Genomic DNA, 26,175 nt, shown 5'->3' with positions numbered 1-26,175 from the left:
TTTAAAGTCAATTGCAATATATTAGAACAAGCCTAGGACTGTTCCGTCGCTTTCAACATCCATGTTGAGAGCTGCTGGTCGTTTTGGAAGTCCTGGCATGGTCATGACATCACCAGTTAGGGCAACGATGAAGCCTGCACCCAATTTTGGTACCAATTCACGGATGGTAATTTCAAAGTTTTCTGGAGCTCCAAGTGCATTTGGATTATCAGAGAAACTATATTGGGTTTTAGCCATACAGATTGGCAATTTGTCCCATCCGTTTTGAACGATTTGGGCAATTTGCGTTTGAGCTTTCTTCTCAAAGTTCACTTTGCTACCACGGTAGATTTCAGTAACAATCTTTTCAATCTTTTCTTGGACAGAAAGGTCATTGTCATAAAGACGAGTATAGTTGGCTGGATTTTCAGAGATTGTCTTGACAAGTGTTTCGGCAAGTGTTACACCACCTTCTGCGCCATCAGCCCAGACACTAGCCAATTCTACTGGTACATCAATAGAAGCACAAAGTTCTTTCAAGGCTGCAATTTCAGCCTCTGTATCAGAAACAAATTCATTGATAGCTACAACTGCTGGAATACCAAACTTGCGGATGTTCTCAACGTGGCGTTTCAAGTTAGCAAAACCTGAACGAACTGCTTCTACATTTTCCTCTGTCAAAGCATCCTTAGCCACACCACCATTCATCTTAAGGGCACGAAGGGTTGCGACGATGACAACAGCATCTGGTGAAGTTGGCAAGTTTGGTGTCTTGATATCAAGGAATTTCTCAGCACCAAGGTCCGCACCAAAACCAGCTTCAGTGACTGTATAATCAGCCAAGTGAAGGGCTGTGCTTGTTGCCAAAACAGAGTTACATCCGTGAGCGATATTGGCAAATGGACCACCGTGTACAAAGGCAGGTGTACCGTAAATTGTCTGAACCAAGTTTGGCTTAATAGCATCTTTCAAAATCAATGCTAAAGCACCTTCAACCTGCAAATCACCTACAGAAACTGGTGTACGGTCATAGCGATAACCGATAACAATATTAGCTAAACGGCGTTTCAAGTCTTCAATATCAGTCGCCAAGCAAAGAATGGCCATGATTTCAGAAGCAACTGTAATATCAAAACCGTCCTCACGAGGAATACCGTTTAGAGGGCCACCAAGTCCAACAGTCACATGACGAAGAGCGCGGTCGTTCAAGTCCACAACACGTTTCCAGAGGATACGACGTTGGTCGATTCCCAGCTCATTTCCTTGGTGCAAGTGATTGTCGATCAAGGCAGAAAGGGCATTATTAGCAGTTGTAATGGCATGCATATCCCCAGTAAAGTGAAGGTTGATGTCTTCCATTGGCAACACTTGGGCATAACCACCACCAGCAGCACCACCCTTAATACCCATTACTGGGCCAAGAGATGGTTCGCGAATAGCAATCATGGTTTTCTTACCAATCTTGTTCAAGGCATCCGCAAGACCAATGGTAATGGTTGATTTCCCTTCACCTGCAGGCGTTGGATTGATAGCAGTTACCAAGATCAATTTCCCAACTGGATTGCTCTCAACTGCACGAATTTTATCAAAGCTGAGCTTAGCTTTGTACTTTCCATACAATTCCAAATCGTCGTAAGAAATACCCAATTTCTCTACAACATCAACGATTGGTTTCAACTTAATACTCTGTGCAATTTCAATATCTGTTTTCATTCAAAACTCCTCTAGCCTCTAATGTGATAATTCATTATAACACAAAACAAGATTTTTAACATCCTTAAACTCTCTAAACGTTCGTAAATATCCTTATTTTAAAGATTTTTAGAGTCCTTTGAAAAATTTTATATGGCTTTATAGTTTGAAACTATAGTAGAGCTTCGTTTTTACCCAAAAATTTTATCACTTTCATTTTACTTACCGTTTATTTTTGTGTACAATAGTGCTATGAAAATTTTAGTTACATCGGGCGGTACCAGTGAAGCTATCGATAGCGTCCGCGCTATCACTAACCATTCTACAGGTCGCTTGGGAAAAATCATTACAGAAACCTTACTTGCTGCGGGGCATGAAGTTTGTTTGATAACGACAAAACGAGCTCTGAAGCCAGAAGCTCATCCCAACCTAAGCATTCTAGAGATTGATAATACCAACGACCTTCTAGTTGGGATGCAAGAACTTGTTAAGGAATATCAGGTCTTAATCCACTCAATGGCTGTGTCTGACTACACTCCTGTTTATATGACTGGACTAGATGAAGTTAAGACGAGCTCTAACCTGGAAGAATTATTAGATAAGAAAAATAAAGAAGCTAAGATTTCTTCAACTGATGAAGTTCAGGTTTTATTCCTGAAAAAAACACCCAAAATCATCTCTCTAGTCAAGGAATGGAATCCAGCTATTCATCTGATTGGCTTTAAACTGCTGGTTGATGTTACAGAAGATCATCTGGTTGACATTGCTAGAAAAAGTCTCATCAAGAACCAAGCAGACTTAATCATCGCAAATGACCTGACTCAAATCTCAGCAAATCAGCATCATGCAATCTTTGTTGAGGAAGAGCAACTCCAAACCGTTCAAACCAAAGAGGAAATAGCAAACCTCCTCCTTGAAAAAATTCAAGCATACGATTCATAGAAAGGAAAGCCATGGCAAATATTCTCATCGCAGTGACAGGTTCCATCGCCTCCTATAAATCAGCTGATTTAGTCAGTTCTTTAAAAAAACAAGGCCATGATGTCACTGTCTTAATGACTGAGGCAGCGAGAGAGTTTATCCAACCGTTGACACTACAGGTCCTTTCTCAAAATCCTGTCCATCTTGATGTCATGAAGGAACCTTATCCTGATCAAGTCAATCATATCGAACTAGGCAAAAGGACTGACCTTTTTATTGTAGCCCCAGCTACTGCTAATACCATCGCAAAGTTAGCCCACGGATTTGCGGACAACATGGTGACAAGCACAGCGCTTGCTCTGCCAGACCACGTCAAAAAGTTAGTCGCACCAGCCATGAATACAAAGATGTATGACCATCCGGCAAGTCAGGCTAATCTAAAAACATTAGAGACCTATGGTTATCAGATCATCTCTCCAAAAGAATCTCTACTAGCCTGTGGCGATCACGGCAAAGGCGCCCTAGCTGACCTGAATACTATTTTAGAAAGAATAAAGGAAACCCTCGATGAACAAACGCTCTAACATTGCACCGATTGCTATCTTTTTTGCAGTTATGCTCGTTATCCACTTTTTGAGTTCTCTCCTCTTTAATCTCTTCCCATTTCCAATCAAACCAACTATCGTTCATATTCCAGTCATTATTGCTAGTATCATCTATGGCCCTCGGGTTGGGGTTACACTTGGTTTTCTTATGGGACTATTGAGCTTAACGGTAAATACGATTACCATCCTTCCAACCAGCTACCTCTTCTCACCATTCGTACCGAACGGAAACATTTACTCTGCGATTATCGCTATTGTCCCTCGCGTTTTGATTGGGCTGACACCTTGCTTGGTTTATAAATTATTAAAAAACAGAACAGGTCTCATCTTTGCTGGTGCTCTCGGTTCCCTTACCAACACCGTCTTTGTCCTTGGGGGAATCTTCTTCCTTTTTGGAAATGTCTTCGATGGCAATATCCAAAAACTCCTGGCAACCGTTATTTCTACAAACTCAATTGCCGAGCTTGTCATCTCTGCCGTTCTAACAGTAGCAATTGTTCCCCGTCTCGAAACTCTGAAGAAATAAAAAAACAACTCCACTTTCGTCCTGAAGGTGGAGTTTAGCATTTAAAACATGAGAAACATCAATAGAATGTGAAAGCCAAAGCGCAAGAGATGATACGAAAGAGGGGTAGGTTGCTGGCTTTTCTGGCTATCCAAGTATAGGGTTAGAGATAGTAAAACCAAACCAAATGCAATCACCAATCTGACGAAATAAGCAATTTCGAGTATTGCTGCCATCAAAAGAAAACCTAATAAAGGAAGGCTAAAGAGTGAAACAGCCAGGCCACTTGCTAATAGAGAGAGTAGCGAAAGGACTAATAAACTATAAACTAGGAAGCGAGTCCAACCTGAGACTACTTTTCCTTCACTTTTCTGTTTTGACATCATCACGATTACCACGATTAGGTAAACAAAAAGTACCATCACATTTTCTCCTCAGTTCCTATTATTCTTTACCACATTTTAACCAAATTTTCCTGAAAAATCAATAATGCTTCTTGACTTGATTGGGGATTTATTGTACTATACTTGTGTATATACAGATAAATGGAGGTTCTTATGGATATACGGAAAAAAACGCAGTTTATGACTATGACTGCCCTACTCACTGCAATAGCGATTTTGATTCCAATCGTTATGCCATTTAAAATCGTTATCCCACCGGCTTCTTACACCTTGGGAAGTCATATCGCCATCTTTATCGCCATGTTTCTCTCGCCTTTGATGGCTGCTTTTGTGATTATTGCTTCTAGTCTCGGTTTTCTGATGGCAGGCTATCCGCCTGTTATTGTACTCCGTGCCTTCTCTCACATCGTTTTTGGTATTCTGGGAGCTTTGTACTTAAAGAAATTCCCTGAAACCTTGGATAAACCAAAGGCATCTTGGATTTTTAACATTGTTTTGGGTGTTGTTCATGCTATCGCTGAGGTGGTAGCTTGTATCATCTTCTATGCTACTTCAGGGACAAACGTTGAAAATATGTTTTATGTTCTATTTGTCCTAGTTGGTTTTGGAACAATTGTCCATAGTATGGTAGACTATACCTTAGCACTAGCTGTATTTAAAGTGCTTCGAAAACGTCGCTAAAAGGAAAAACTATGACAAAAGATCGCAAACAGGCTCTTCTTAAACTGTTAAAAGAGGCACCAAAAGCCCTCAATGGCCAAACCTTGGCTGAACACTTTCATGTTACGCGCCAAGTCATTGTACAGGACATCGCTATTCTCCGAGCAGATGGAGCTCCTATCCTATCCACCAATCGTGGTTATATCTACAAAGAAAATGATGCCAGCCCCTACGTCCACAAACTCTTTAAAGTAAAACATGAACTGGAAGAAATCGGTCAGGAACTACTAGCCATTGTAGATAATGGCGGTCGTGTTCAAAATATCTTAATCGATCATCCCGTTTATGGAGAAATTGAAACCCTACTCAAACTAACTTGCCTCCGAGATGTCCAGCACTTTCTGGAACAAGTCGAGAATTCAGACTTTAGACCCCTTGCTGAATTGACAGACGGCATCCATTACCACCTTGTTGAAGCCGAGACACAACAAGACCTCCACTATATCGAGGAGGCCTTGGATCAGTTAGGTTATTTAGTAAAAGACTAGAAAATTTCTTTTTCCCAGCCATCCTCTGTGCGGTGGCGATAGAAGAATTCAGACTTGTCAGGTGCTTCCATCATTTCCATCAAAGGCAACATATCATAGGCCAGATCCAAGTTTGGAATCTGGTCTTTTTGCACCCAAGATACTTCTCCTTCCTCTGAGGATTGGAGATTTCCACTAAACTCTGTCGCTTTATAGCAAACGACGATGTAGCGCCCACCTGTATCTAAGGGCCAGTTTTTAATGCCGACTAGTTGTGGATTCTGAATGGTTAGACCTGTTTCTTCATAAATCTCACGAATGACAGACTCGGCAAAGGCCTCGCCATTCTCAACATGTCCTCCTGGAAAGGCATAGCCAGACCAGCGATTGTTTTCGGGTGAACGATACTGCATCACCACGCGCTGGGTTTCGAGGTCTTCAATCAGACAGATGTTGGTTAAAATGGTTGCTTGGGCACGGGACATAGATTTGCTCGCTTTCTAAGTTATTAAAATGTATCTTCGTTGTATTTTACTTCTGACTTCATGATAAAGGGATTGATCAACTCATGATGTTCATAGGTACTGTGGACCACAAAACCTCTAACAATAATGATTTCCTTATCTTGTATGTGATAGTCTATATTGATGGGAATAGCTGGATCCGACATAATGGACAAAACAAAAAATGCTGCAAACCAAAGATAAAGTGCCACCAATCCACTAAATAACTGGAAAATTAGGTGATACCATTGAAAATCTCTTGTCCTATAAAAAATTCTCCAGGGATGGATTAAGAAGGTCAAACAAAGAATGAAAAACCAACTATTCCACAAAACTGGAGTAAAGGATAGACCAAAAACCAACAACACCAAATGAAGAATCACAAAAGCTAGCAAAGTCAAATAGAGAGTTTTAAATGAAAATAACTTAGTTCGATTTTCTTTTGTCATGATTTTTCCTCTTTTTGTCCTTATATTTCAAAATCACCATCAATATCGCTGGAATGATGAAAAAGATTAGATAGGTAGCAATTGGAAGCCAGATGTAGTGATAATCAACAGATAATAAGGAAGGAATTTTTTTAACATTTCTCCCTTTCACCCCCACAATTAAGTGGAGGAGAAAAATAGGTCCGTTTATGAATAGAAAAGTTTTTAAAAATCCTTGTACTGAAACCTTATTGCTAAAACCATCTCTAAAAATACCTTGATAGAGTGTGTGCACCAAAAAGACATAGGACAGTTCTTGATATGGTTTCGGGATAAGTGATGTCCCGAACAACACATACATGATACTAAAAATAGAAAATAATATTATACCACCATCCATAAAAGAAGCAAGCTTTGAATGTCTTTCCAGCCACAATTGGACGTGAGCTACCAAAGAATACTTTTTATGGATTTTTCTCATTTTGATCTTCTTTAGTTTGACCTTCTTTTGTCTCTTGGTCTCTCATTCCATTTGCGCCTCCTTCTTCGCTTTTCTATCCGTATAATCAAAAGCAGAATGCCCAGCCCCAAGAAAAAGAAAAAGAGATAACTTACAATAGGGACCCAGACATATGCTGGATCCATAGAAATTATGGGAGGGAAATTCGTTGACTTACGACGTCCTAGCCAATTCAGTCCCACCAAGAGATGAAAAGGAAAAAGAGAACCATTGAAACCGATAAATATCCATGAAAAGTAACGCCATTTCTGAAGTTTATCACTTTCAGAATAAAAAACAAGGAAATAGGTTGAGAAGATCAGAAGAAAAAGATTGAAGCTTAAGGGGAAAAGATAGTTTATGTTCGGTAATGGGTAACTAATGAAAGAGACGGCGAGAAATGATAGAAACATAGATCCAAATAATACACTCGTATCCAAGAGTTGACCAATCCTTCGGTGCCTTTCCGTCCAAAGAGAAAACCTCTTAGTCCAAGAAGACTTTTCTTTTGTCTTGTACTTCATTTGTCTACTCATCTTCATTTTCATCTACTCCTTTTTTTGAACCTTTAGAGAGAAAGAAGATTGCCAAAGTTAACATCAAGACTAGAAGGTAGACGACAATAGGGAACCAGATATAGGATGACTCCAGTGAAAACAAAGGTGAGAGAACGACTCTACCTCTTTTTCTCACACCAATCAGTTGAAAAATGAAGCTAAGGATATTGATATAAATAAAGGGTTCACAAAATCTTTTAAGGGTCCTTTCTTTTTCAGTTTTCACTGACAAAAAGAGAGCACAGAGCCTGTTTCCCAAGATAAAAAGATTTAATTGCAAGGGAAATAAGAGTTCTCTGTACCTAAAATCAGCTGGAATGCTTTTGTTCTGTGATGTTGTAAATTCTATAACTAGGAACAAGCTGATATAAAAGATAATATCAAGCATAAATTTGACAAATCGATGCCCTTGTAACCAAAAACGTACTGAATCTAAGCCTGATGATTTCTTATAATTCTTCTCTTTCAAATTCATAATAACTTCTTTCCATTAAAAATATTTTCTAAAACATGATTGTTTGTTCATTGAGTCATCTGAAAACAAAATCACAATTCTACCAGTATTTGACTATCAGATTTTGATAATTTCTTACGTACCATTCTAATTTCAGTGATAGGTTTTCCAAGGTCAAGCATCTTTTCTTGTCCATCAAAAGTAAAACCCATTTTTTGATAGAAAGCAATGGCACGCTTATTATCTTTCAATACCCATAAGAAAATTTCAGAAAAATGATCAAGAGCATTCAAAGCTGCTTTCACTAACTTTTGTGCGATACCTTTTCCATAATAGTCTTTTAAAATATATAAAGCCATAATTTCACCAGCTTGAATAGTCTCATCACGAAAGTTTCCATAACTGATAAAACCAACTACCTTCATGCCATCTATCGCAATCAATGTATTTTCTGTATACTTTTGACTAAAGAATCGACATCTTTCTAATGTGATTGTCTCCTGAAATTCTGCAGGCAAAAGGTCGTCATAAGCCTCTCTCCACGCTTGCCAGTGAACGAGGGATTTACCTTCTATCTCTTCAGGAGTTTCCATCTTTTTGATAGTAAGATTCATTTATTTTCCCCCATTTTTCTCTCAAAATACCATATTTAATACTATCAAAATATTTGCCTTGGTAATAACGAACTTTTGGAATATGAGCTTCTTTTTTCATTCTTAATTTTTCAGCAAGTTTTACCATACCAAGATTTCCTGACCAAGTTGTCAAACCAAGATGCTCCAACTCCAAGTAATCCTGAAATGTCTGATCTATCCACTGTAGCATAGCAGCTTTTCCAATTCCAAAGTTCCAAAATTTCTTGTCATAAATACAAATTCCCAATTCCATCCATCTTGTTTGTTTACATACCCAGTAGCGCGAAACAGTCCCAACTAGTTTATCATCAACAAAAATACCAAGGCGATTTGAGTTGTTTAGAGCGGATTCTGATTTTTGTAGTTTAAATTCTTGAAAATTAGGAAAATGCTGATAATCGTCATAATAGGGAGCATCATACTGCTTCCAAATTGGATCAGATTGTGAATAAGCAATTTTCCACAAAGACAACAGATCTTCTTCAATTAGTTTTCTTAAATAAACCATACTTTTTCCTACCCCAACGCCTTGACTTCCTCAGCTACTTTTTGTAGATACTTTTCTCTTGTTGAACTTGTATTCACCTCACGCCCTAACTCACCCAAAATTGAAACTTTCTTTGTTTTAATACCGCAGTGATTTAGGACAGCATTCTTTAATACTGATATTCCATAACTGTCTGGGATACTGATAGGACCTGAGAATACTTTGTACCACCATGTTGGTGCCATGGATGTTGCGTAAATACTGGCTGATTTTCCTTTTAGTAACTTTTTAAACTGCTGACCTCTTAAGTAATTCCAAATAAAACTTCCTTGAATATTGGCAGAGTACGCAATTCCTGGCGTGAAAACACGATCAATCAAACCCTTCAATAAGCTAGGCATACTACTCCACCAAATTGGATAAACAAAAATGAAATGATCTGCCCACTGGATTAATTCCTGAGAGCGAAGTATGAAAGAGTCCTCTTCCATCCGTTTTCGATAACCATAACGTAATACAGGATCAAAATCTATCTCATTTAGGTTAATAGATTCAAGCTCATGATGATTTGAGTCAATATTTTCTACAATCGTTCGAAAAATTTCTTGACAGAAACTTTCCTTGTCAGGATGTCCATTGATGACTAAAATTTTCATTCGTTTTCTCCTATCTAATCCAACGCCTTCACTTCCAACATCATGTCACGTATCTGAGCTGCCAGTTCAAAATCAAGTACTTCGACGGCTTCTTGCATTTGTTTTTCGAGTTTCTTGACGAGTTCCTTGCGTTCTTGTTTGTTGAGGCTATTGATATCGACTTCCTTGTCCTCTTCCTTAGCTACTGATTTAGTCACGGCAATTAAGTCACGGATTTCTTTCTTGATTGTCTGAGGGACGATACCATGCTCTTCATTATAAGTCATCTGGATTTTTCGACGACGAGCCGTTTCATCGATAGCACGTTGCATAGATTGAGTCATCGTGTCCGCATACATGATGACATGCCCTTCGCTATTACGGGCAGCACGTCCAATGGTCTGGATGAGACCGCGTTCGTTACGAAGGAAACCTTCCTTATCAGCATCTAGAATGGCAACTAAACTTACCTCAGGAACGTCAATCCCTTCGCGGAGCAGGTTAATTCCGACCAAGACATCAAAGACTCCTAAACGCAAGTCACGGATAATCTCAGTACGCTCCAAGGTCTTGATATCTGAGTGCATGTACTTGACCTTGATGCCCATTTCTTTGAAGTAGTCCGTCAAATCTTCGGCCATTTTCTTGGTCAAGGTGGTGATAAAGGTACGCTCATTCTTTTCAACACGGGCATTGATTTCACCTAAAAGGTCATCAATCTGTCCCATAGTCGGACGAACTTCCACCTCTGGATCTAGAAGACCAGTCGGACGGATGATTTGCTCGATCACTGTCTCGGTCTGTTCATTCTCATAGTCACCAGGTGTCGCTGAAACGTAAACAATCTGATGCACATGGCTTTCAAACTCCTCCCGACGGAGAGGACGGTTGTCCAAGGCGGACGGCAAACGGAAACCATAATTGACCAACATTTCCTTACGAGAACGGTCTCCATTGTACATGCCCTTGATCTGCCCCATGGTCATGTGACTTTCATCAATCATAATCAAGAAATCATCTGGGAAGAAGTCGAGAAGCGTATAAGGGGGCTCTCCTTCGCTACGACCATCCATGTGACGTGAGTAGTTCTCAACCCCATTTGTATAACCCATCTCACGTAACATCTCGATATCATACTCTGTCCGCTGTTTCAAACGCTGAGCTTCTAGCAGTTTACCTTCCTTCTCAAAGACAGCTAACTGGTCCTCCAACTCTGCCTGAATCTTGGCAATAGCAACTTCCATGTGATCATCATTGGTCACAAAGTGAGTGGCAGGGAAAATCGCCAAATGATCCACTTCTCCCAATACCTGACCTGTCAAAGCCTCAACTTCACGGATACGGTCAATCTCATCCCCGAAAAACTCTACTCGAAAAGCGTGTTCATCACGGGAAGCTGGGAAAATCTCCACCACATCCCCGCGAACGCGAAATCTTCCCCGTTGGAAATCAATATCATTACGTTCAAACTGGATATCAACCAAGTCATTCAAAAGTTTATCACGAGAAATCTCCAGACCTGGACGGAGACTAACAACACTGTCAGTATATTCCTTTGGCGAACCCAAACCATAGATACAAGAGACAGAAGCCACTACGATGACATCATTGCGCTCCAGAAGGGCTGAAGTCGCCGAGTGGCGGAGCTTGTCAATCTCGTCATTGACCGAGCTATCCTTCTCTATATAGGTATCACTAGAAGGGACATAGGCCTCGGGCTGGTAATAATCATAGTAGGATACGAAGTACTCAACAGCATTTTCAGGGAAAAATTCCTTGAACTCCCCATAGAGCTGGCCAGCTAGGGTTTTGTTGTGAGCAATGACCAAAGTTGGTTTATTGACTTTGGAAATGACCTGACTCATGGTATAGGTCTTCCCTGTACCCGTCGCCCCCATCAAAATTTGGGCCTTCTCTCCACCTTCGATATTGTCAACCAACTGCTCAATCGCTTGTGGTTGATCTCCTGAAGGTTCATATTTTGATACTAGTTTAAATTTATTATCTGTAATTCTATTAATCATGATTGCCTCATCTGCATTTTTCTATCCTTCTATTTTACCATAAATTTACTTTTCAGACTCTACTCTAAATTGATAAGAGCGAGTATTTCATGTTACATTTCCTTACATAAAATTCATAAAATTTGCCTTTTCATTCATTTTCTGATATAATGGGAAAATATTCGGAAAAGGAGACTAAAAATGAAGAAAAAAATACTAGCATGTTTGCTCATTTTATTTCCCATTTTCTCACTAGGTATGGCAAAAGCTGATACTGTTAAGATTGTGTCTGATACAGCTTACGCACCTTTTGAGTTTAAAGATTCAGATCAAACCTATAAAGGGATTGATGTTGATATTATCAATAAAGTCGCAGAAATCAAAGGATGGAACATCCAAATGTCTTATCCTGGCTTTGATGCAGCTGTAAATGCAGTGCAGTCAGGTCAAGCAGATGCCATTATAGCAGGTATGACAAAAACTAAAGAACGTGAAAATGTCTTTACCATGTCTGATACTTATTATGATACAAAAGTTGTCATTGCTACCACAAAGGCAAATAAAATCACCAAATATGAAGAACTTAGCGGGAAAACAGTTGGAGTTAAGAACGGAACTGCCGCTCAACGTTTCCTCGAAAGTATCAAAGATAAATACGGTTTCTCTATCAAAACCTTTGATACAGGTGATTTGATGAATAACAGTTTAAGTGCTGGTGCTGTGAACGCCATCATGGATGATAAACCTGTTATTGAGTATGCGATTAACCAAGGACAAGATCTCAGCATCAATATGGATGGTGAGGCAGTTGGAAGCTTTGCCTTTGGTGTCAAGAAAGGAAGCAAGTATGAACACTTGGTTACCGAGTTTAACGAAGCTTTAGCACAAATGAAGAAGGATGGTAGCTTGGAGCAAATCATCCAAAAATGGACAGCTTCTACAACAACGGCAACCCCAACGACAACTACTTCTGCTGGGCAAAAAGCTACTCCCGTGAAAAACAAGTACATTATTGCCAGCGACTCATCTTTCGCCCCATTCGTTTTTCAAAATTCAAGTAATCAATACACCGGTATTGATATGGACCTCATCAAGGCTATTGCTAAAGACCAAGGTTTTGAAATTGAAATTACCAACCCAGGATTTGATGCAGCAATCAGCGCTGTTCAAGCTGGACAAGCAGATGGTATCATTGCTGGTATGTCTGTAACAGATGCTCGTAAGGAAACCTTCGACTTCTCAGAATCATACTACACAGCAAATACGATTCTCGGTGTGAAAGAATCAAGCACCATCGCTTCTTATGAAGACCTCAAGAATAAAACTGTTGGTGTTAAAAACGGGACTGCTTCTCAAACGTTCCTTACTGAAAACCAAAGCAAATACGGCTATAAGATTAAAACCTTTGCAGATGGGGCTTCTATGTATGACAGTCTGAACACTGGATCTATCGATGCTGTGATGGATGATGAGCCAGTTCTCAAGTATTCTATCAGTCAAGGGCAAAAATTGAAAACGCCAATCGCTGGAACTCCAATCGGTGAAACAGCCTTTGCGGTTAAAAAAGGTACAAATCCAGAATTGATCCAGATGTTCAATAATGGACTTGCCAACCTCAAAGCTAACGGAGAATTCCAAAAAATTCTTGACAAGTATCTAGCTAGCGAAACTTCAACTGACTCTACAAGTACAGTTGACGAAACAACTATCTGGGGCTTGCTTCAAAACAACTACAAACAACTTCTTAGTGGACTTGGAATCACTCTTGCTCTAGCGCTTATCTCATTTGCAATTGCCATTGTCATCGGTATTATCTTTGGTATGTTTAGCGTTAGCCCATACAAATCTCTTCGTCTGATCTCTGAGATTTTCGTTGACGTTATCCGCGGTATTCCATTGATGATTCTTGCAGCCTTTATCTTCTGGGGAATTCCAAACTTCATCGAGTCCATCACAGGCCAACAAAGTCCAATTAACGACTTTGTAGCTGGTACTATCGCCCTCTCACTCAATGCAGCTGCTTATATCGCTGAAATTGTTCGTGGTGGGATCCAAGCCGTTCCAGTTGGTCAAATGGAAGCCAGCCGCAGTCTAGGTATCTCTTATGGAAAAACCATGCGTAAGATTATCTTGCCACAAGCGACTAAATTGATGTTGCCAAACTTCGTCAACCAATTCGTTATCGCTCTTAAAGATACAACCATCGTGTCTGCTATCGGTTTGGTTGAACTTTTCCAAACTGGTAAGATCATCATCGCCCGTAACTACCAAAGTTTCAAGATGTATGCAATCCTTGCTATCTTCTATCTTGTAATTATCACGCTTTTGACTAGACTAGCGAAACGCTTAGAAAAGAGGATTCGTTAATGGCAAAACTAAAAATTGATGTAAATGATTTGCATAAGTATTATGGAAAAAACGAAGTTTTAAAAGGCATTACGACTAAATTCTATGAAGGAGATGTTGTCTGTATCATCGGTCCTTCTGGTTCTGGTAAATCGACCTTCCTCCGTAGCCTTAACCTCCTCGAGGAGGTAACGAGTGGCCACATCACAGTAAATGGTTATGATCTGACTGAAAAATCAACCAATGTCGATCATGTTCGCGAAAACGTGGGAATGGTCTTCCAACACTTCAACCTCTTCCCACACATGTCCGTCCTAGAAAATATCACTTTTGCACCTATTGAACACAAACGGATGACCAAAGAAGAAGCTGAAAAATTGGGGATGGAGCTGCTTGAAAAGGTAGGACTAGCAGATAAAGCTAATGCCAACCCAGATAGCCTTTCAGGTGGTCAGAAACAGCGTGTCGCTATCGCTCGTGGACTTGCCATGAATCCTGATATCATGCTCTTTGATGAACCAACTTCCGCTCTTGACCCTGAGATGGTCGGAGATGTACTAAACGTTATGAAGGAATTAGCAGAGCAAGGCATGACTATGATTATCGTAACCCATGAGATGGGATTTGCTCGTCAGGTAGCCAACCGTGTTATCTTTACGGCTGATGGTGAATTCCTGGAAGATGGGACACCAGATCAAATCTTTGATAATCCGCAACACCCTCGTCTAAAAGAATTTTTGGACAAGGTCTTAAACGTATAAAACGAAAGTGTGAGGTTCTCCTTACACTTTTTTAATTGCGTATTGGATTTTTGATTTTTTTGAAAATTATGATAAAATAAAAGCTATGACAATGAGAAAATCTCATCCCTAGTCCAACTAGGAAAAAATATAGAAATTAGGTAGCTAGATGTCATCAAAGGTTATTGTTACAATTTTCGGTGCGAGTGGAGATTTAGCTAAACGCAAACTCTACCCTTCCCTTTTCAGACTCTATAAATCAGGCAATCTCTCTGAACATTTTGCAGTTATCGGAACAGCTCGTAGACCTTGGAGTAAGGAATATTTTGAATCTGTAGTTGTCGAGTCCATCCTTGATTTGGCAGATAGTACCGAGCAAGCCCAAGAATTTGCTAGCCACTTCTACTATCAAAGCCATGATGTGAATGATACGGAACATTACATTGCTTTGCGCCAATTACAAGCTGAGCTCAATGAAAAATACCAAGCTGAACACAATAAGCTCTTCTTCTTGTCTATGGCACCTCAGTTCTTTGGAACCATTGCCAAGCACCTCAAATCTGAAAACATTGTCGATGGCAAAGGTTTTGAGCGCTTGATCGTTGAGAAACCATTTGGTACAGACTACGAAACAGCTAGCAAACTCAATGAAGATCTCCTTGCAGCCTTTGATGAGGAGCAAATCTACCGTATTGACCATTACCTAGGTAAAGAAATGATTCAGAGTATCTTTGCTATTCGTTTTGCCAACATGATTTTTGAGAATGTTTGGAATCGCGAACACATCGATAATGTTCAGATTACCTTTGCGGAACGTTTGGGTGTTGAGGAACGCGGTGGCTACTATGATCAATCTGGTGCTCTTCGTGATATGGTGCAAAACCATACACTCCAACTCCTTTCTCTTCTAGCCATGGACAAACCAGCTAGCTTTACAAAGGATGAGATTCGTGCTGAAAAGATAAAAGTCTTTAAAAACCTCTATCATCCAACTGAGGAAGAATTGAAAGAACAGTTTATCCGTGGTCAATATCGCTCTGGTAAAATCGATGGCATGAAATACATCTCCTATCGAAGCGAGCCAAATGTCGATCCTGAATCTACAACAGAAACCTTTGCATCTGGTGCCTTCTTTGTAGACAGCGATCGCTTCCGTGGTGTTCCCTTCTTCTTCCGTACAGGGAAACGCCTGACAGAAAAAGGAACTCATGTCAATATCGTCTTTAAGCAAATGGACTCAATCTTCGGCGAGCCTTTGGCGCCAAATATCTTGACCATCTATATCCAACCAACTGAAGGATTCTCTCTTAGCCTAAATGGGAAGCAAGTCGGTGAAGAATTTAACCTGGCACCAAGCTCTCTGGATTACCGTACAGATGCTACTGCTACTGGGGCCTCACCAGACCCATACGAGAAATTAATCTACGATGTCTTGAATAACAACTCTACCAACTTTAGCCACTGGGATGAGGTAAGTGCTTCGTGGAAATTGATTGACCGTATCGAAGAACTCTGGGCTGAAAATGGCGCCCCACTTCATGACTATAAAGCCGGAAGTATGGGACCTCAAGCTAGCTTTGACTTACTTGAAAAGTATGGAGCCAAATGGACCTGGCAACCAGATATCGCCTATCGTGAAGATGGCCGTTTAGAATAGTAAAAATATCCTGCAAGATGACTTGCAGGATATTTATTTTGTATTAAATCAAGCCCTCTAAGAGACCTTTCATAAAGTTTTCTGAGTTGAACTCACCAATATCATCGATTTTTTCACCGAAACCAATCAATTTTACAGGGATATTGAGTTCCTCTCGGATAGCCAGAACGACACCACCGCGAGCAGTTCCGTCAATTTTTGTCAAAACAATACCAGTCAATGGTGTTATCTTCGAAAATTCCTTAGCTTGTACCAAGGCGTTCTGTCCAGTTGAAGCATCGAGTGCCAGGAAGGTTTCATGAGGTGCTTCAGGAACGACACGTTTGATAATGCGACCAATCTTTTCCAACTCGGCCATAAGGTTGTCCTTGTTTTGCAAACGACCTGCTGTATCAATCATGAGAATATCAATCCCTTCGGCTACGGCGCGTTCCATACCATCAAAGACCACACTTGCTGGATCAGCCTTTTCAGGCCCCGTCACAACCGGAACATCCACACGTCGACCCCATTCAGCTAGCTGGGCCACAGCACCCGCACGGAAGGTATCTGCCGCAACCAGCATGACTTTCTTGCCAGCTTGTTTGTAGCGATGAGCCAATTTTCCGATAGAAGTTGTTTTCCCAACACCATTGACTCCGACAAAGAGCATGACGGTCAAACCATCTTGGAAATGGATTTGTTCATCGTAGTTGCCATCCTTTTCGTAGAGCTCAACCAATTTTTCGATAATGACACGACGAAGTGCATCAGGTTTCTTAGCATTTTCGAGTTTAGCTTCATAGCGTAGTTCTTCTGTTAAGTTTGAAGCGACTTGCACACCGACGTCGCTCATGATGAGCAGTTCTTCCAATTCTTCAAAGAATTCTTCATCAACAGAACGGAAGTTGGCAAAGAAGGCATTCAAACGAGCACCGAATCCTGTACGGGTTTTCTTGAGACTGCGGTCATATTTTTCCTGTACGGTTTCTTCAACCTGAGGAAGTTCTTCTTCTACTACTTCTGAAGTTAGCTCTTCTTCAGTTTCTTGGTTCTCTTCTTCTAAAATTTCTTCTGGCTCTTTGAATCGTTCCAGTTCATCAGCTTCTAGCTCAAGATCTTCCTGAGCAGTTTCTTCGACTGCTTCTGGTTCAATAACTTCTTCTGTCAAAGTCTGAGGAATTTCTTCTTGAGCAGGTGTTTCTTCCACTTTGTCTTTTGTTGTCTCTTCCTGAGCAGCTTCTTCGACTGCCGTTTGGTTTTCTTCAACCTCTTCTGACAAATCAAGATTTTCCAGTGCTTCTTTTACAATATCTTCGATTTTCGGCTCTTCTTTTTTCCCGAATAGACGGTCAAACAATCCCATATTCTAGTTCTCCTTTAGCACGTATTCTTCGATAGCCCAGGCAACGGCTTCCTCGTCGTTGGTCATCGGGGTAATGACATTGGCAACTGCCTTAACTGCTGGAACTGCATTTTGCATGGCAACTCCCAGACCTGCCCACTCAATCATGGAAAGGTCATTGGCCTCGTCCCCACAAGCCATGACTTGACTTTGGTCGATTCCTAAGTGTTTAATTAATTTCGCTAACCCTGTTGCCTTGTGGACATTTTTCGGCGACCATTCCAATAAGAGTTCACGCGATTTGAAGATTTCGTATTGGTCAAACAATTCAGGAGAAATCTGTTGAATCGCTGCATCCAAAGGTTCTTGGGCAAAGGCAGTCACACATTTATTATATGTCATCTGACTAGATAGATCTTCAAAAGCGACAGGTACGAAGGTCAGGGCTGGATTGAACTTGGCATAGAGACTTTCTTGGTCAGACTGGATTTGATAGACGGTTCCTTCTGAAATGGCATCTAACGGTAATCTCAGTTTTTCAGTTTCCTCGTACAAGCGTGCCACATCGTCGATTGAAAAGACGGTTTTATCGAGAATCCCTCCTGTGTTTTTTTGCACTAGACCACCATTAAAGGTGATGGTGTACTCATCCTCCTGACCATCAGTCCCTAGCTCATGGAGAAAGAAATCCATAGCCTTCAGAGGACGTCCCGTTGTCAGAACGACCTTGATGCCACGGTCACGCGCAGCTTTGAGGACCGCCTTGGTACGATCTGTCAGCTTTTTATCCGTTGTCAGCAAGGTTCCATCTAAATCGAGTGCAATCAATTTAATATCTGCCATTACAAGCCCTCCATATAAGCCATCACTGATTGGTCCTTATGGTGGCCAATCACTGCTTCTGCTAATTCTAAAATCTCTGGTCGCGCATTTTCAGGAGCGATTGGGTGCCCAACAACCTGCATCATATGAAGGTCATTGAGATTATCGCCAAACGCCATAACCTGATCCATGGTTAGACCAAGTTTTTTTGCCAGCTCAACAATAGCCACACCCTTATCAACATAGTCTAAGACAATATCGATGGACTCAAAACCTGTGGTCATGGCTTTCACACCAGGAACATTTTCGTTGACCCAGGCCTCACCAACTTCTATCGTTTCTTCTGTAAAGTTGGTGGTGAATTTAAAAATCTCATCCGTGATATCTTCCAAACTCGCTACTTTTTGAATATTTTCATTGTAGTGACTACTTAACTTAAGATAAGTTTCATCCACTGTGTCCAAAACATAACAAGCTTTTTTCCCCGTCAAGAGCATCTTTCTTTCATCAAAATATGGTGATTTCTTTAAAGCTTCAAAAGTGCTCAAGTAAAAATCCCGAGACATCGTAGCCTCATACATATCCTCACCATGAAACTCAACATAGCTCCCGTTTTCAGCTATAAAAATCACTTCATCACGCACATCCGCAAACAACTTTTTCAGGGACAGAATACCACGACCTGAAGCTACAGCAAAATAAATCCCCTTTTCCTTGTAGGAAACAAGTACGTTTTTGAGGCGTTCCATATCAAACCGACCCTCTCCATCTAGAAAGGTTCCATCCATATCGGTTGCTACAAGTTTAATCATAAAATCCTTCGTTCTCCAATTGATAAATCTATCTTCTATTATACCATAGATAAGTTTAAAAAGGTCCAGTACAGTAGGATAGCACTACTTTTTCGGTGAAACTTCAAAGGGCCTAAAAATTAGAATCGTAGAACTTTTTTCAGATAGTTTAAAAAGTTTGTATTCCCCTACTCTTTTCTCTATAATGGAGAGAAAGGAGATGACTATGACTGAAATAAAACATGAAATTGATGCAAACTTTGCAGGACGACTCAATATCCTACGCGCAGGTGTTCTGGGAGCCAATGATGGGATTATTTCCATCGCTGGAGTCGTTATCGGTGTTGCCAGTGCGACAAGCAGTATCTGGATTATCTTTTTATCAGGTTTGGCTGCTATCCTCGCTGGTGCTTTTTCTATGGCTGGTGGCGAATATGTCTCTGTATCCACTCAAAAAGACACGGAAGAAGCCGCTGTTGCCAGAGAACAGTTGCTCTTGGATAAAGACATCGAATCTGCAAAACAATCCCTCTATGTGGCTTACCTTCAAAATGGTGAGTGTGAAACGTCCGCCCAACTCTTGACCAACAAGGCCTTTTTAAAAAATCCACTGAAAGCCTTGGTTGAGGAAAAATACGGTATCGAGTACGAAGAATTTACCAATCCTTGGCATGCTGCGATCTCTAGCTTTATCGCCTTTGTACTGGGAAGTCTTCCTCCTATGCTTTCTATCACTATCTTTCCAAATGACTATCGCATTCCTGCTACTGTCTTTATCGTGGCCCTTTCCCTTCTCGTCACTGGCTATACCAGTGCTAAACTAGGTAAGGCTCCTACGAAAACAGCTATGATCCGTAACCTCTGTATCGGACTTCTTACCATGGCAGTAACTTACCTGTTTGGACAACTCTTTAGCATTTAAGATAAAAGATACCTCGATAAACATCGAGGTATCTTTTTTACATTTGCACAATCTTGCGATAACTTCTTGAGGTAATCATAAAGATTAAGACATAGACAATGAGGAAGATCGCACAGATGGACAGTGTGACTGTCAACATCATGGTCGCATCTAGCACCCCAATGATTTTTAGGATGAGGCTAAGCATATGATAGGCAAAGGCAAGGTGTAGGAAGGCAAAGAGCAATGGGAGGAAGAATACAGTTAGCACCTGTTTGTTGATAGTTTGCTTGATTTGCTTTTGATCGAGACCAACTTTTTGCAAAATGATAAAGCGTTCACGATCTTCATAGCCTTCAGAGATTTGTTTGTAGTAGATGACAAGAACTGTCCCCACCATAAAGATGATAGAGAGGAAGATACCGATGAAGAAGACTCCACCAAAGAGAGCACTCACCTGCGCACTGCTATCAGCTAGATTGCTTCCATAAACATAGCTTCCTTCTTTGCTTAATTCTCTATTAAAGTTGTTGACGAATTTTGAATAATCATCTGCAATTTTAAGCTGCTCTTCCTCGCTAGCCGTTACGTTCATACCACCGTAGTATTGATTAAAGATGGAAGAATTAGGATGCTGGTCAAGAAAGGCTTGTAAGTCAGGAACAATCAGATAATTATAGTCCGAAGTTAGAATATTGTACTGATTTGGGACATGTTCAAGAATAAAATCTTTTTTGATTTCTTCTTTGATCGTGTAGGTCTGGTCATTCAGAGTCAGTTCTTTCTGTCCTTGAAGTTCTTTGTTTTTAGTAAACAATCCAACTTCCTTTCCTGAAAGTGCGAGTTTCTGACCCGTCATATTCTCGTAGTCTTTTTGGTCAAAGACCATAAAAACAGTTTTCGGTTTAACACGATTTTGACCTTCCTCAAAAATAGTCAATTTCGTGCCTTCTTGATTTGCTACAGCAAAGCTACTGTATGTAAGGACTTCTTTCTTTGTAACAGTCAATCCCTTATCACTAGCATACTGGTCTAGGAGTTTATTTATGTCTTCTTTTTCAACATTCTGTCCTGTAATTCCGAAATCATGTGGATTCATGACTTTCTTGAAAGTTTCAGAGCCCTTAAAGATACTTGTTGCAGCAGACATGGTCACCAAGACCATGGTTGAAAGAATAGCAATCGTCGCTAGACCAACCGCATTTTTCTTCATACGGAAAATGAGATTGGATACAGAAATCATGTTGTTGGGTTGGTAATAATAACGCTTGTTTTTCTTTAAGATTTGTAGGAAAACTGTGATCCCTGCATTGAAGAGAAGATAAGTTCCCAAAATAACTAACAAAACTGCTACGAAGAAAATCAGAACAGCAGAAAGTGGATTTTCAACTGTTACTGCTAGGTAATAACCAGCTCCCAAACTGATTAGACCTAGAATAGTTTGAAGGCCTAAGAAACGTCCTTTTTTCTCACCACTGGCCTTTTCACGAGAGAGCTGAAGGGCATTCATGCGGGCGATGCGAAAGGCATTGATAAAAATCAAACCTAGGAAGATAGCTCCAAAGACGATGAGAACTAGGATAAAGACAATTGGTTGGAAAGTCGAAACGAGCTCCACTTTCATCTTCATCAGCTTCAGAAGAAGGGCAAAGATTAGCTTATCAAAGAGAGCTCCTAGGCCGAGACCAGCTGTCAAGGTTAAGGAACCAAAAATAAGAAGCTCCTTAAAAATCATACTGATTAAATGGCGCTTTTCAAGACCCAGCATACCATATACACCCAGCTCCTTTGAGCGGTTCTTCATGACAAAACTATTGGCATAAAGGACAATAATTCCAGAAGCGATGGTAACAACCACCATACCGAGAGCCAGGGTCATAGAGATAGTTTCTCCCCCTCGGATCTTGCCAATGTTAGGATTAAGTGACAGTGAGTAAAAGAGATAGGTGATGGTCACTGCTAAGAGAACAGCAAGGGCAAAGGGGTAGTAGAGTTTGCGGTTTTTAATCAAGTTAGATACCGCTAACTTATTGGTTAATCGGAACATACTAATTCACCTCGCTTGCCATAACAGTCAAAGTATCAGAGATTTCTTGGAACATCTGACGCTCTGTCTTGTCTCCACGGTAGATTTGGTTGTAAAGAATGCCGTCCTTGATAAAGAGTACACGCTTGGCCCTACTTGCTGCTGCCGTTGAGTGGGTTACCATCAGAATGGTTTGACCGCGCTCATTGATTTCATCAAATACATCCAGAAGTGCTGCAGATGACTTGGAGTCAAGGGCTCCTGTTGGCTCATCAGCAAGGAGAATTTCAGGTTCTGTGATGATGGCGCGTGCTACTGCTACCCGCTGTTTTTGACCACCTGAGATCTCGTAAGGGTACTTCTCTTGCAATTGGTTGATGCCCAAATTTTCAGCTGTCACTACCAATTTCTTCATCATCTCTGTGATAGGTTTTCGTGATAACACTAACGGAAGCAAGATATTGTCCTTAACAGACAAGGTATCTAGCAAGTTAAAGTCTTGGAAGACGAAGCCTAACTTCTCACGACGGAAGCTAGAAGCCTGTGAATTTTTAATGGTTGCTGTGTCTGTTCCGTTTAGGTAAACCTGCCCGCGAGTTGGTTTATCCAGCATAGCTAGGATGTTGAGCAGGGTTGATTTCCCCGAACCAGACTCACCCATGATGGCAACGTAGTCACCCTTTTCTACGGTAAAGTGAATATCTTTGAGTGCTTCTACTTGGTTTCCTTGGAAACGTGTTTTGTAGATTTTTTGAACGTGTTTTACATCTAAAAGTGTCATGATTTTCTCCTTCTTAATATCCCATCATTTGAAACTGTGCTTGCATCATAGCGCATCCCAGTTGAACACGCTCGATATCTTTTTGACTTGGTTTTCTTGTTTTCTTTTGTAAAATTCTTTTCATGGTTTTGCTCCTTTGTTCTTTATGAGTCTAGTTTATCGCAAAAAAGGACTGCCTGCCATAACCTAACCTTACAAAAGAGACTTTAATCTTACATTTTTGTAAGATTGAAGAATATCAAGCAATTTCGCTATCAATATTTTACCATAAAAGAAAGGCAAGAAGAAAACCCTTGCCGGATGCAAGGGTTAAGATTCACTTTTTTTCTGACTACTTTTAGAAGTAAGAAAAGTATCTATAAACTATTTTCAAATCTGACTCACCAAAACCGTCCATCATTGTCATCAATGGCTTCGGCTTCCTTGCGTTTGCGTGGTCCTGTTCCGTACATTTCTGCTTCGATTTCTTCCTTAGTTGGTAGGATAGACGCAAGAATGATGTAAATAATCACACCAATCCCAAAATTTGATATGGTAAAAATGGCAAAGAGAAAGCGGACTAAAGTTACATCAAAATTCCACTTGTCTGATAGACCAGCTAAAACTCCCGACACCATGCTGTTTCGTTTCATTTTATAAAATTTGTTATTCATGATTTGTTCCTCTTTCGGTATTCTTACAAGTAGTATAGCATGAAACGGGTTCACAAACATCAGTCCTTAGGCCGATTTAAGATGACGAGTTTGCCACGGCATACGCCACATCGGTAGCGTATGGTATCAATCCTACGCTTGCGCTGACAAGTTTGCTGGCAAGATTGACACTGATAAACTTGGTAGGTACTTTGGTCTTTCAAAGGGGGAACAAAGCGTAGTCCATCCACTTCTTTCAAAAGTTCTTTAAAATCTCGGTCCTTATGTCGATATCCTTTTTTCTGAAAATAAAGGTGATAGTGACAGAGTTCATGGCGCACGATTTTCCGAAAAACCTCCAAACCAAGTTCATTATAGACCTTGGGATTAAAATCCAAATGCCCATCCTTAGGGAAAAATCGCCCACCTGTCGTTCGCAGACGAGAATTCCACCGGGCTTGGTGTATAAAAGGTCTACCAAAGTCTTCGAGTGAAACAGACTGAACGTACTCAGTTAGATTCATCTGGAGCTAGGAGCGACAGATTGACTTTTTCACGTTCGGTATCGATTTTCTTAACCCAAACCTTTACCAAATCTCCAACAGACACCACTTGACTAGGATGTTTGATAAATTTGCGACTCATGTGGGAAATATGAATGAGGCCGTCCTCGTGAATCCCGATATCAACGAATGCACCGAAATCAACGACATTACGCACCACACCTTCCAGCTTTTGGCCGACTTTTAAATCCTTGATATCCAAGACATCTTGACGGAGTACAGGAGCATCAAAAGAGTCACGAAAATCTCGACCTGGTTTGAGAAGATCAGCAATGATATCTTTAAGGGTTTCTGGGCCAAGATCTAGTTCTTGCGCCATCTCCTTGACTGAAAGGGACTTAAGCTTATTTTGTGCTTCTTCATTCAAGTCCTTGATATCCAAACGTTTGAAAAGCTCTTTGACGGCAGCATAGTTTTCGGGGTGAACTCCTGTATTATCAAGGATATTGCTACTTTCAGGAATACGGAGGAAACCAGCTGCTTGCTCAAAAGCCTTAGCTCCCAGGCGAGGAACTTTCTTGATTTGGGCGCGCGAAGTGATTTTTCCTTCTTCCTCACGATATTTGACAATATTTTCAGAGATAGTTTTATTGAGTCCAGCTACGTGGGAGAGAAGTGCTGGGCTGGCTGTATTGACATTGACACCGACTTGGTTAACCACCGTATCTACGACAAAGTCCAGACTCTCAGACAGTTTCTTCTGACTGACATCGTGCTGGTATTGACCGACACCGATTGACTTGGGATCAATTTTGACCAATTCGGCAAGCGGATCTTGCAAACGACGGGCGATAGAGATAGCAGAGCGTTTTTCAACGGTTAATTCTGGAAACTCCTGACGAGCAAGTTCGCTGGCAGAGTAGACAGAAGCGCCACTTTCATTGACAATAACATAGCTGACCTCAGGAAAATCTTTCAGAACTTCCGCTACAAAGGCTTCACTTTCCCGACTGGCCGTCCCATTTCCGATAGCAATAATTTCCACACCGTATTGACCAATCAAGTCCGACAAATCTTTCTTGGCTTCTTCGATTTGACGAGCTGATGCTGGTTTTACTGGATAAATGACTTGAGTCGTCAGCATTTTCCCTGTTGCATCTACAACAGCAAGCTTGGCCCCTGTACGAAAAGCAGGGTCAAATCCTAGAACCACGCGCCCTTTCAGCGGAGCAACCAAGAGGAGATTGCGCAGGTTGTCAGAAAAGAGTTGGATAGCCCCTTCTTCTGCTTTCTCAGTCAATTCTGTCCGAATGCGTCGTTCGATAGCTGGCAAAACTTTTTTCTTAACTGACTGTTGAACTACTTCATCAATATAAGAATTCTTCACCTTGAAACGAGCAGCAAAGAAAGCTAGGATACGGTCTGTCGCATGTTCAAAGCTGACTTTCAAGATACCTAATTTTTCCCCACGGTTGAGGGCTAAAGTTCGATAGCCCTGCATATTGCCAACTGTCTCTGAGAAATCGTAATATATCTGAAAGACTTGTTTTTCATCGAGACTTTCATCCTTGACTTGCGAAGTGATTTTAGAGTGTCTCAACACTTCCTGATAGGTCAGTGAACGCAAAGTCACATCTTCGGATAGAGCTTCTACCAAGATATCAACCGCACCAGACAGGGCTTCTTGACTAGTCGCAAATCCTTCACAGACAAACTTCTCGGCCTCTTTCTCTAAGTCATTTACGTTTTGCAAAATTAAGCGAGCAAGAGGAGAGAGTCCAGCTTCACGAGCAATAGTTGCCTTGGTCCTACGTTTTTCCTTATAAGGAAGATAGAGTTCCTCTACGTCTGCTAATTTTTCTGCAGCTAAGATAGCTTCTTCCAATTCCTTGGTCAGCTTGCCTTGTTCTTGAATCTTAGCCAAGACAGCTTCTTTACGGTCGTTGAGATTTGTCAGACTTTTATCCAGGTCAATAATAGCCTTAATCGCCACCTCATCCAGACTACCAGTCATGTCCTTCCGGTAACGCGCGATGAAGGGAATTGTCGCCCCTTCTGCCGTTAAACTTAGAACGGTATCGATTTGCTTTAAGGTTACACCCAAATCTTGGGAGATTTTTTCATATTTTTTATCCATAAACCTATTATACCACAGAGC

Annotated in this window: 27 protein-coding genes; 9 read left to right on the top strand and 18 right to left on the bottom strand. The window is 40.8% G+C overall.

The features are described from left to right. Positions 1-21: 21 nt before the first annotated feature. Positions 22-1,692: a formate--tetrahydrofolate ligase gene (locus I6H78_RS00385; RefSeq protein ID WP_198459567.1), complete on the bottom strand. Its 1,671-nt coding sequence runs from the start codon at positions 1,690-1,692 to the stop codon at positions 22-24. A gap of 231 nt (positions 1,693-1,923) precedes the next feature. Here I6H78_RS00385 and coaB point away from each other — a divergent pair, with 231 nt between their 5' ends. The 3 genes from coaB to I6H78_RS00370 are packed head-to-tail and all read left to right on the top strand — an operon-like array spanning position 1,924 to position 3,723. Further along, positions 1,924-2,613, top strand: coding sequence for a phosphopantothenate--cysteine ligase (gene coaB, locus I6H78_RS00380; protein WP_198459566.1), 690 nt, complete (start codon positions 1,924-1,926; stop codon positions 2,611-2,613). A gap of 11 nt (positions 2,614-2,624) precedes the next feature. Beyond that, positions 2,625-3,176, top strand: coding sequence for a phosphopantothenoylcysteine decarboxylase (coaC, locus tag I6H78_RS00375; RefSeq protein WP_198459565.1), 552 nt, complete (start codon positions 2,625-2,627; stop codon positions 3,174-3,176). Beyond that, entirely contained in the window at positions 3,160-3,723 is a 564-nt protein-coding gene (locus I6H78_RS00370) for an ECF transporter S component (RefSeq protein WP_198459564.1), read from the top strand. The genes coaC and I6H78_RS00370 overlap by 17 nt, the downstream gene beginning before the upstream one ends. A gap of 41 nt (positions 3,724-3,764) precedes the next feature. Here I6H78_RS00370 and I6H78_RS00365 read toward each other — a convergent pair whose 3' ends face one another. Then, entirely contained in the window at positions 3,765-4,124 is a 360-nt protein-coding gene (locus I6H78_RS00365; RefSeq protein ID WP_198459563.1) for a hypothetical protein, read from the bottom strand. Positions 4,125-4,259: 135 nt separating this feature from the next. Between I6H78_RS00365 and I6H78_RS00360 the strand changes: the two genes are divergently transcribed. Beyond that, the gene (locus I6H78_RS00360; RefSeq protein ID WP_198459562.1) at positions 4,260-4,787 is read left to right on the top strand and encodes an ECF transporter S component; all 528 of its coding nucleotides are present in this window, start codon (positions 4,260-4,262) and stop codon (positions 4,785-4,787) included. Between the two features lie 11 nt (positions 4,788-4,798). Continuing rightward, positions 4,799-5,314 carry a transcription repressor NadR gene (locus tag I6H78_RS00355; protein ID WP_198459561.1) on the top strand — a complete coding sequence of 172 codons (516 nt, stop codon included), beginning with the start codon at positions 4,799-4,801 and terminating at the stop codon, positions 5,312-5,314. On the opposite strand, the gene I6H78_RS00350 is transcribed toward I6H78_RS00355, so the two are convergent. The 8 genes from I6H78_RS00350 to uvrB all read right to left on the bottom strand — a co-directional run bounded on the left by I6H78_RS00350 (position 5,311) and on the right by uvrB (position 11,515). Next, a complete protein-coding gene (locus I6H78_RS00350; RefSeq protein WP_198459560.1) occupies positions 5,311-5,778 on the bottom strand; it encodes an 8-oxo-dGTP diphosphatase in 468 nt (155 codons plus the stop codon). The two genes, I6H78_RS00355 and I6H78_RS00350, sit on opposite strands and share 4 nt — an antisense overlap. 23 nt (positions 5,779-5,801) lie before the next feature. After that, positions 5,802-6,245 carry a hypothetical protein gene (locus I6H78_RS00345; RefSeq protein WP_198459559.1) on the bottom strand — a complete coding sequence of 148 codons (444 nt, stop codon included), beginning with the start codon at positions 6,243-6,245 and terminating at the stop codon, positions 5,802-5,804. After that, the gene (locus I6H78_RS00340) at positions 6,223-6,705 is read right to left on the bottom strand and encodes a hypothetical protein (protein WP_198459558.1); all 483 of its coding nucleotides are present in this window, start codon (positions 6,703-6,705) and stop codon (positions 6,223-6,225) included. The genes I6H78_RS00345 and I6H78_RS00340 overlap by 23 nt, the downstream gene beginning before the upstream one ends. A gap of 546 nt (positions 6,706-7,251) precedes the next feature. Beyond that, entirely contained in the window at positions 7,252-7,755 is a 504-nt protein-coding gene (locus tag I6H78_RS00335) for a hypothetical protein (RefSeq protein ID WP_198459557.1), read from the bottom strand. Positions 7,756-7,826: 71 nt separating this feature from the next. Next, complete coding sequence (locus I6H78_RS00330) at positions 7,827-8,348, bottom strand: GNAT family N-acetyltransferase (protein WP_198459556.1); 522 nt, start codon at positions 8,346-8,348, stop codon at positions 7,827-7,829. Next, positions 8,314-8,877, bottom strand: a complete 564-nt coding sequence (locus I6H78_RS00325; RefSeq protein WP_198459555.1) for a GNAT family N-acetyltransferase — start codon at positions 8,875-8,877, stop codon at positions 8,314-8,316. Before I6H78_RS00325 ends, I6H78_RS00330 begins: the two co-directional genes overlap by 35 nt. Before the next feature lie 8 nt (positions 8,878-8,885). After that, complete coding sequence (locus tag I6H78_RS00320; RefSeq protein WP_198459554.1) at positions 8,886-9,512, bottom strand: NAD(P)H-dependent oxidoreductase; 627 nt, start codon at positions 9,510-9,512, stop codon at positions 8,886-8,888. Between the two features lie 14 nt (positions 9,513-9,526). Next, entirely contained in the window at positions 9,527-11,515 is a 1,989-nt protein-coding gene (gene uvrB, locus I6H78_RS00315; protein ID WP_198459553.1) for an excinuclease ABC subunit UvrB, read from the bottom strand. Between the two features lie 180 nt (positions 11,516-11,695). On the opposite strand from uvrB, the gene I6H78_RS00310 reads away from it, so the two are divergent. The 3 genes from I6H78_RS00310 (at position 11,696) to zwf (ending at position 16,237) form a co-directional block, all read left to right on the top strand. After that, complete coding sequence (locus I6H78_RS00310; RefSeq protein ID WP_198459552.1) at positions 11,696-13,861, top strand: ABC transporter substrate-binding protein/permease; 2,166 nt, start codon at positions 11,696-11,698, stop codon at positions 13,859-13,861. Continuing rightward, a complete protein-coding gene (locus I6H78_RS00305) occupies positions 13,861-14,601 on the top strand; it encodes an amino acid ABC transporter ATP-binding protein (protein ID WP_001096337.1) in 741 nt (246 codons plus the stop codon). The genes I6H78_RS00310 and I6H78_RS00305 overlap by 1 nt, the downstream gene beginning before the upstream one ends. Before the next feature lie 148 nt (positions 14,602-14,749). Then, positions 14,750-16,237, top strand: a complete 1,488-nt coding sequence (gene zwf, locus I6H78_RS00300) for a glucose-6-phosphate dehydrogenase (RefSeq protein ID WP_198459551.1) — start codon at positions 14,750-14,752, stop codon at positions 16,235-16,237. A gap of 43 nt (positions 16,238-16,280) precedes the next feature. On the opposite strand, the gene ftsY is transcribed toward zwf, so the two are convergent. From ftsY to I6H78_RS00285, 3 genes are read right to left on the bottom strand one after another with little or no spacing between them, the layout of a single operon-like run. Further along, complete coding sequence (gene ftsY / locus I6H78_RS00295; RefSeq protein ID WP_198459550.1) at positions 16,281-17,582, bottom strand: signal recognition particle-docking protein FtsY; 1,302 nt, start codon at positions 17,580-17,582, stop codon at positions 16,281-16,283. Positions 17,583-17,585: 3 nt separating this feature from the next. Further along, complete coding sequence (locus I6H78_RS00290; protein WP_198459549.1) at positions 17,586-18,404, bottom strand: Cof-type HAD-IIB family hydrolase; 819 nt, start codon at positions 18,402-18,404, stop codon at positions 17,586-17,588. Further along, positions 18,404-19,195 carry a Cof-type HAD-IIB family hydrolase gene (locus tag I6H78_RS00285; RefSeq protein WP_198459548.1) on the bottom strand — a complete coding sequence of 264 codons (792 nt, stop codon included), beginning with the start codon at positions 19,193-19,195 and terminating at the stop codon, positions 18,404-18,406. The genes I6H78_RS00290 and I6H78_RS00285 overlap by 1 nt, the downstream gene beginning before the upstream one ends. Positions 19,196-19,400: 205 nt before the next feature. Here I6H78_RS00285 and I6H78_RS00280 point away from each other — a divergent pair, with 205 nt between their 5' ends. Further along, positions 19,401-20,096, top strand: coding sequence for a VIT1/CCC1 transporter family protein (locus tag I6H78_RS00280; protein WP_198459547.1), 696 nt, complete (start codon positions 19,401-19,403; stop codon positions 20,094-20,096). 37 nt (positions 20,097-20,133) lie between these two features. On the opposite strand, the gene I6H78_RS00275 is transcribed toward I6H78_RS00280, so the two are convergent. From I6H78_RS00275 to I6H78_RS00255, 5 genes are all read right to left on the bottom strand, one after another. Beyond that, a complete protein-coding gene (locus I6H78_RS00275) occupies positions 20,134-22,122 on the bottom strand; it encodes an FtsX-like permease family protein (protein ID WP_198459546.1) in 1,989 nt (662 codons plus the stop codon). Between the two features lies 1 nt (position 22,123). Next, positions 22,124-22,882 (bottom strand): ABC transporter ATP-binding protein, encoded by a 759-nt coding sequence (locus tag I6H78_RS00270; RefSeq protein WP_000173369.1) that lies wholly within the window; start codon positions 22,880-22,882, stop codon positions 22,124-22,126. 380 nt (positions 22,883-23,262) lie between these two features. Further along, the gene (locus I6H78_RS00265) at positions 23,263-23,535 is read right to left on the bottom strand and encodes a PspC domain-containing protein (RefSeq protein WP_001060204.1); all 273 of its coding nucleotides are present in this window, start codon (positions 23,533-23,535) and stop codon (positions 23,263-23,265) included. Positions 23,536-23,594: 59 nt separating this feature from the next. Continuing rightward, a complete protein-coding gene (locus I6H78_RS00260) occupies positions 23,595-24,038 on the bottom strand; it encodes a SprT family protein (protein WP_198459545.1) in 444 nt (147 codons plus the stop codon). Next, positions 24,025-26,154 carry a Tex family protein gene (locus I6H78_RS00255; protein WP_198459544.1) on the bottom strand — a complete coding sequence of 710 codons (2,130 nt, stop codon included), beginning with the start codon at positions 26,152-26,154 and terminating at the stop codon, positions 24,025-24,027. The genes I6H78_RS00260 and I6H78_RS00255 overlap by 14 nt, the downstream gene beginning before the upstream one ends. Between the last annotated feature and the right edge of the window lie 21 nt (positions 26,155-26,175).

The organism is Streptococcus oralis (genome assembly GCF_016127915.1).
In the GTDB taxonomy this organism is placed as follows: Bacteria; Bacillota; Bacilli; order Lactobacillales; family Streptococcaceae; genus Streptococcus; species Streptococcus oralis_BO.
Note: the sequence above shows the minus strand (reverse complement) of the source record. Positions and strands in the feature narration are given on the sequence as shown.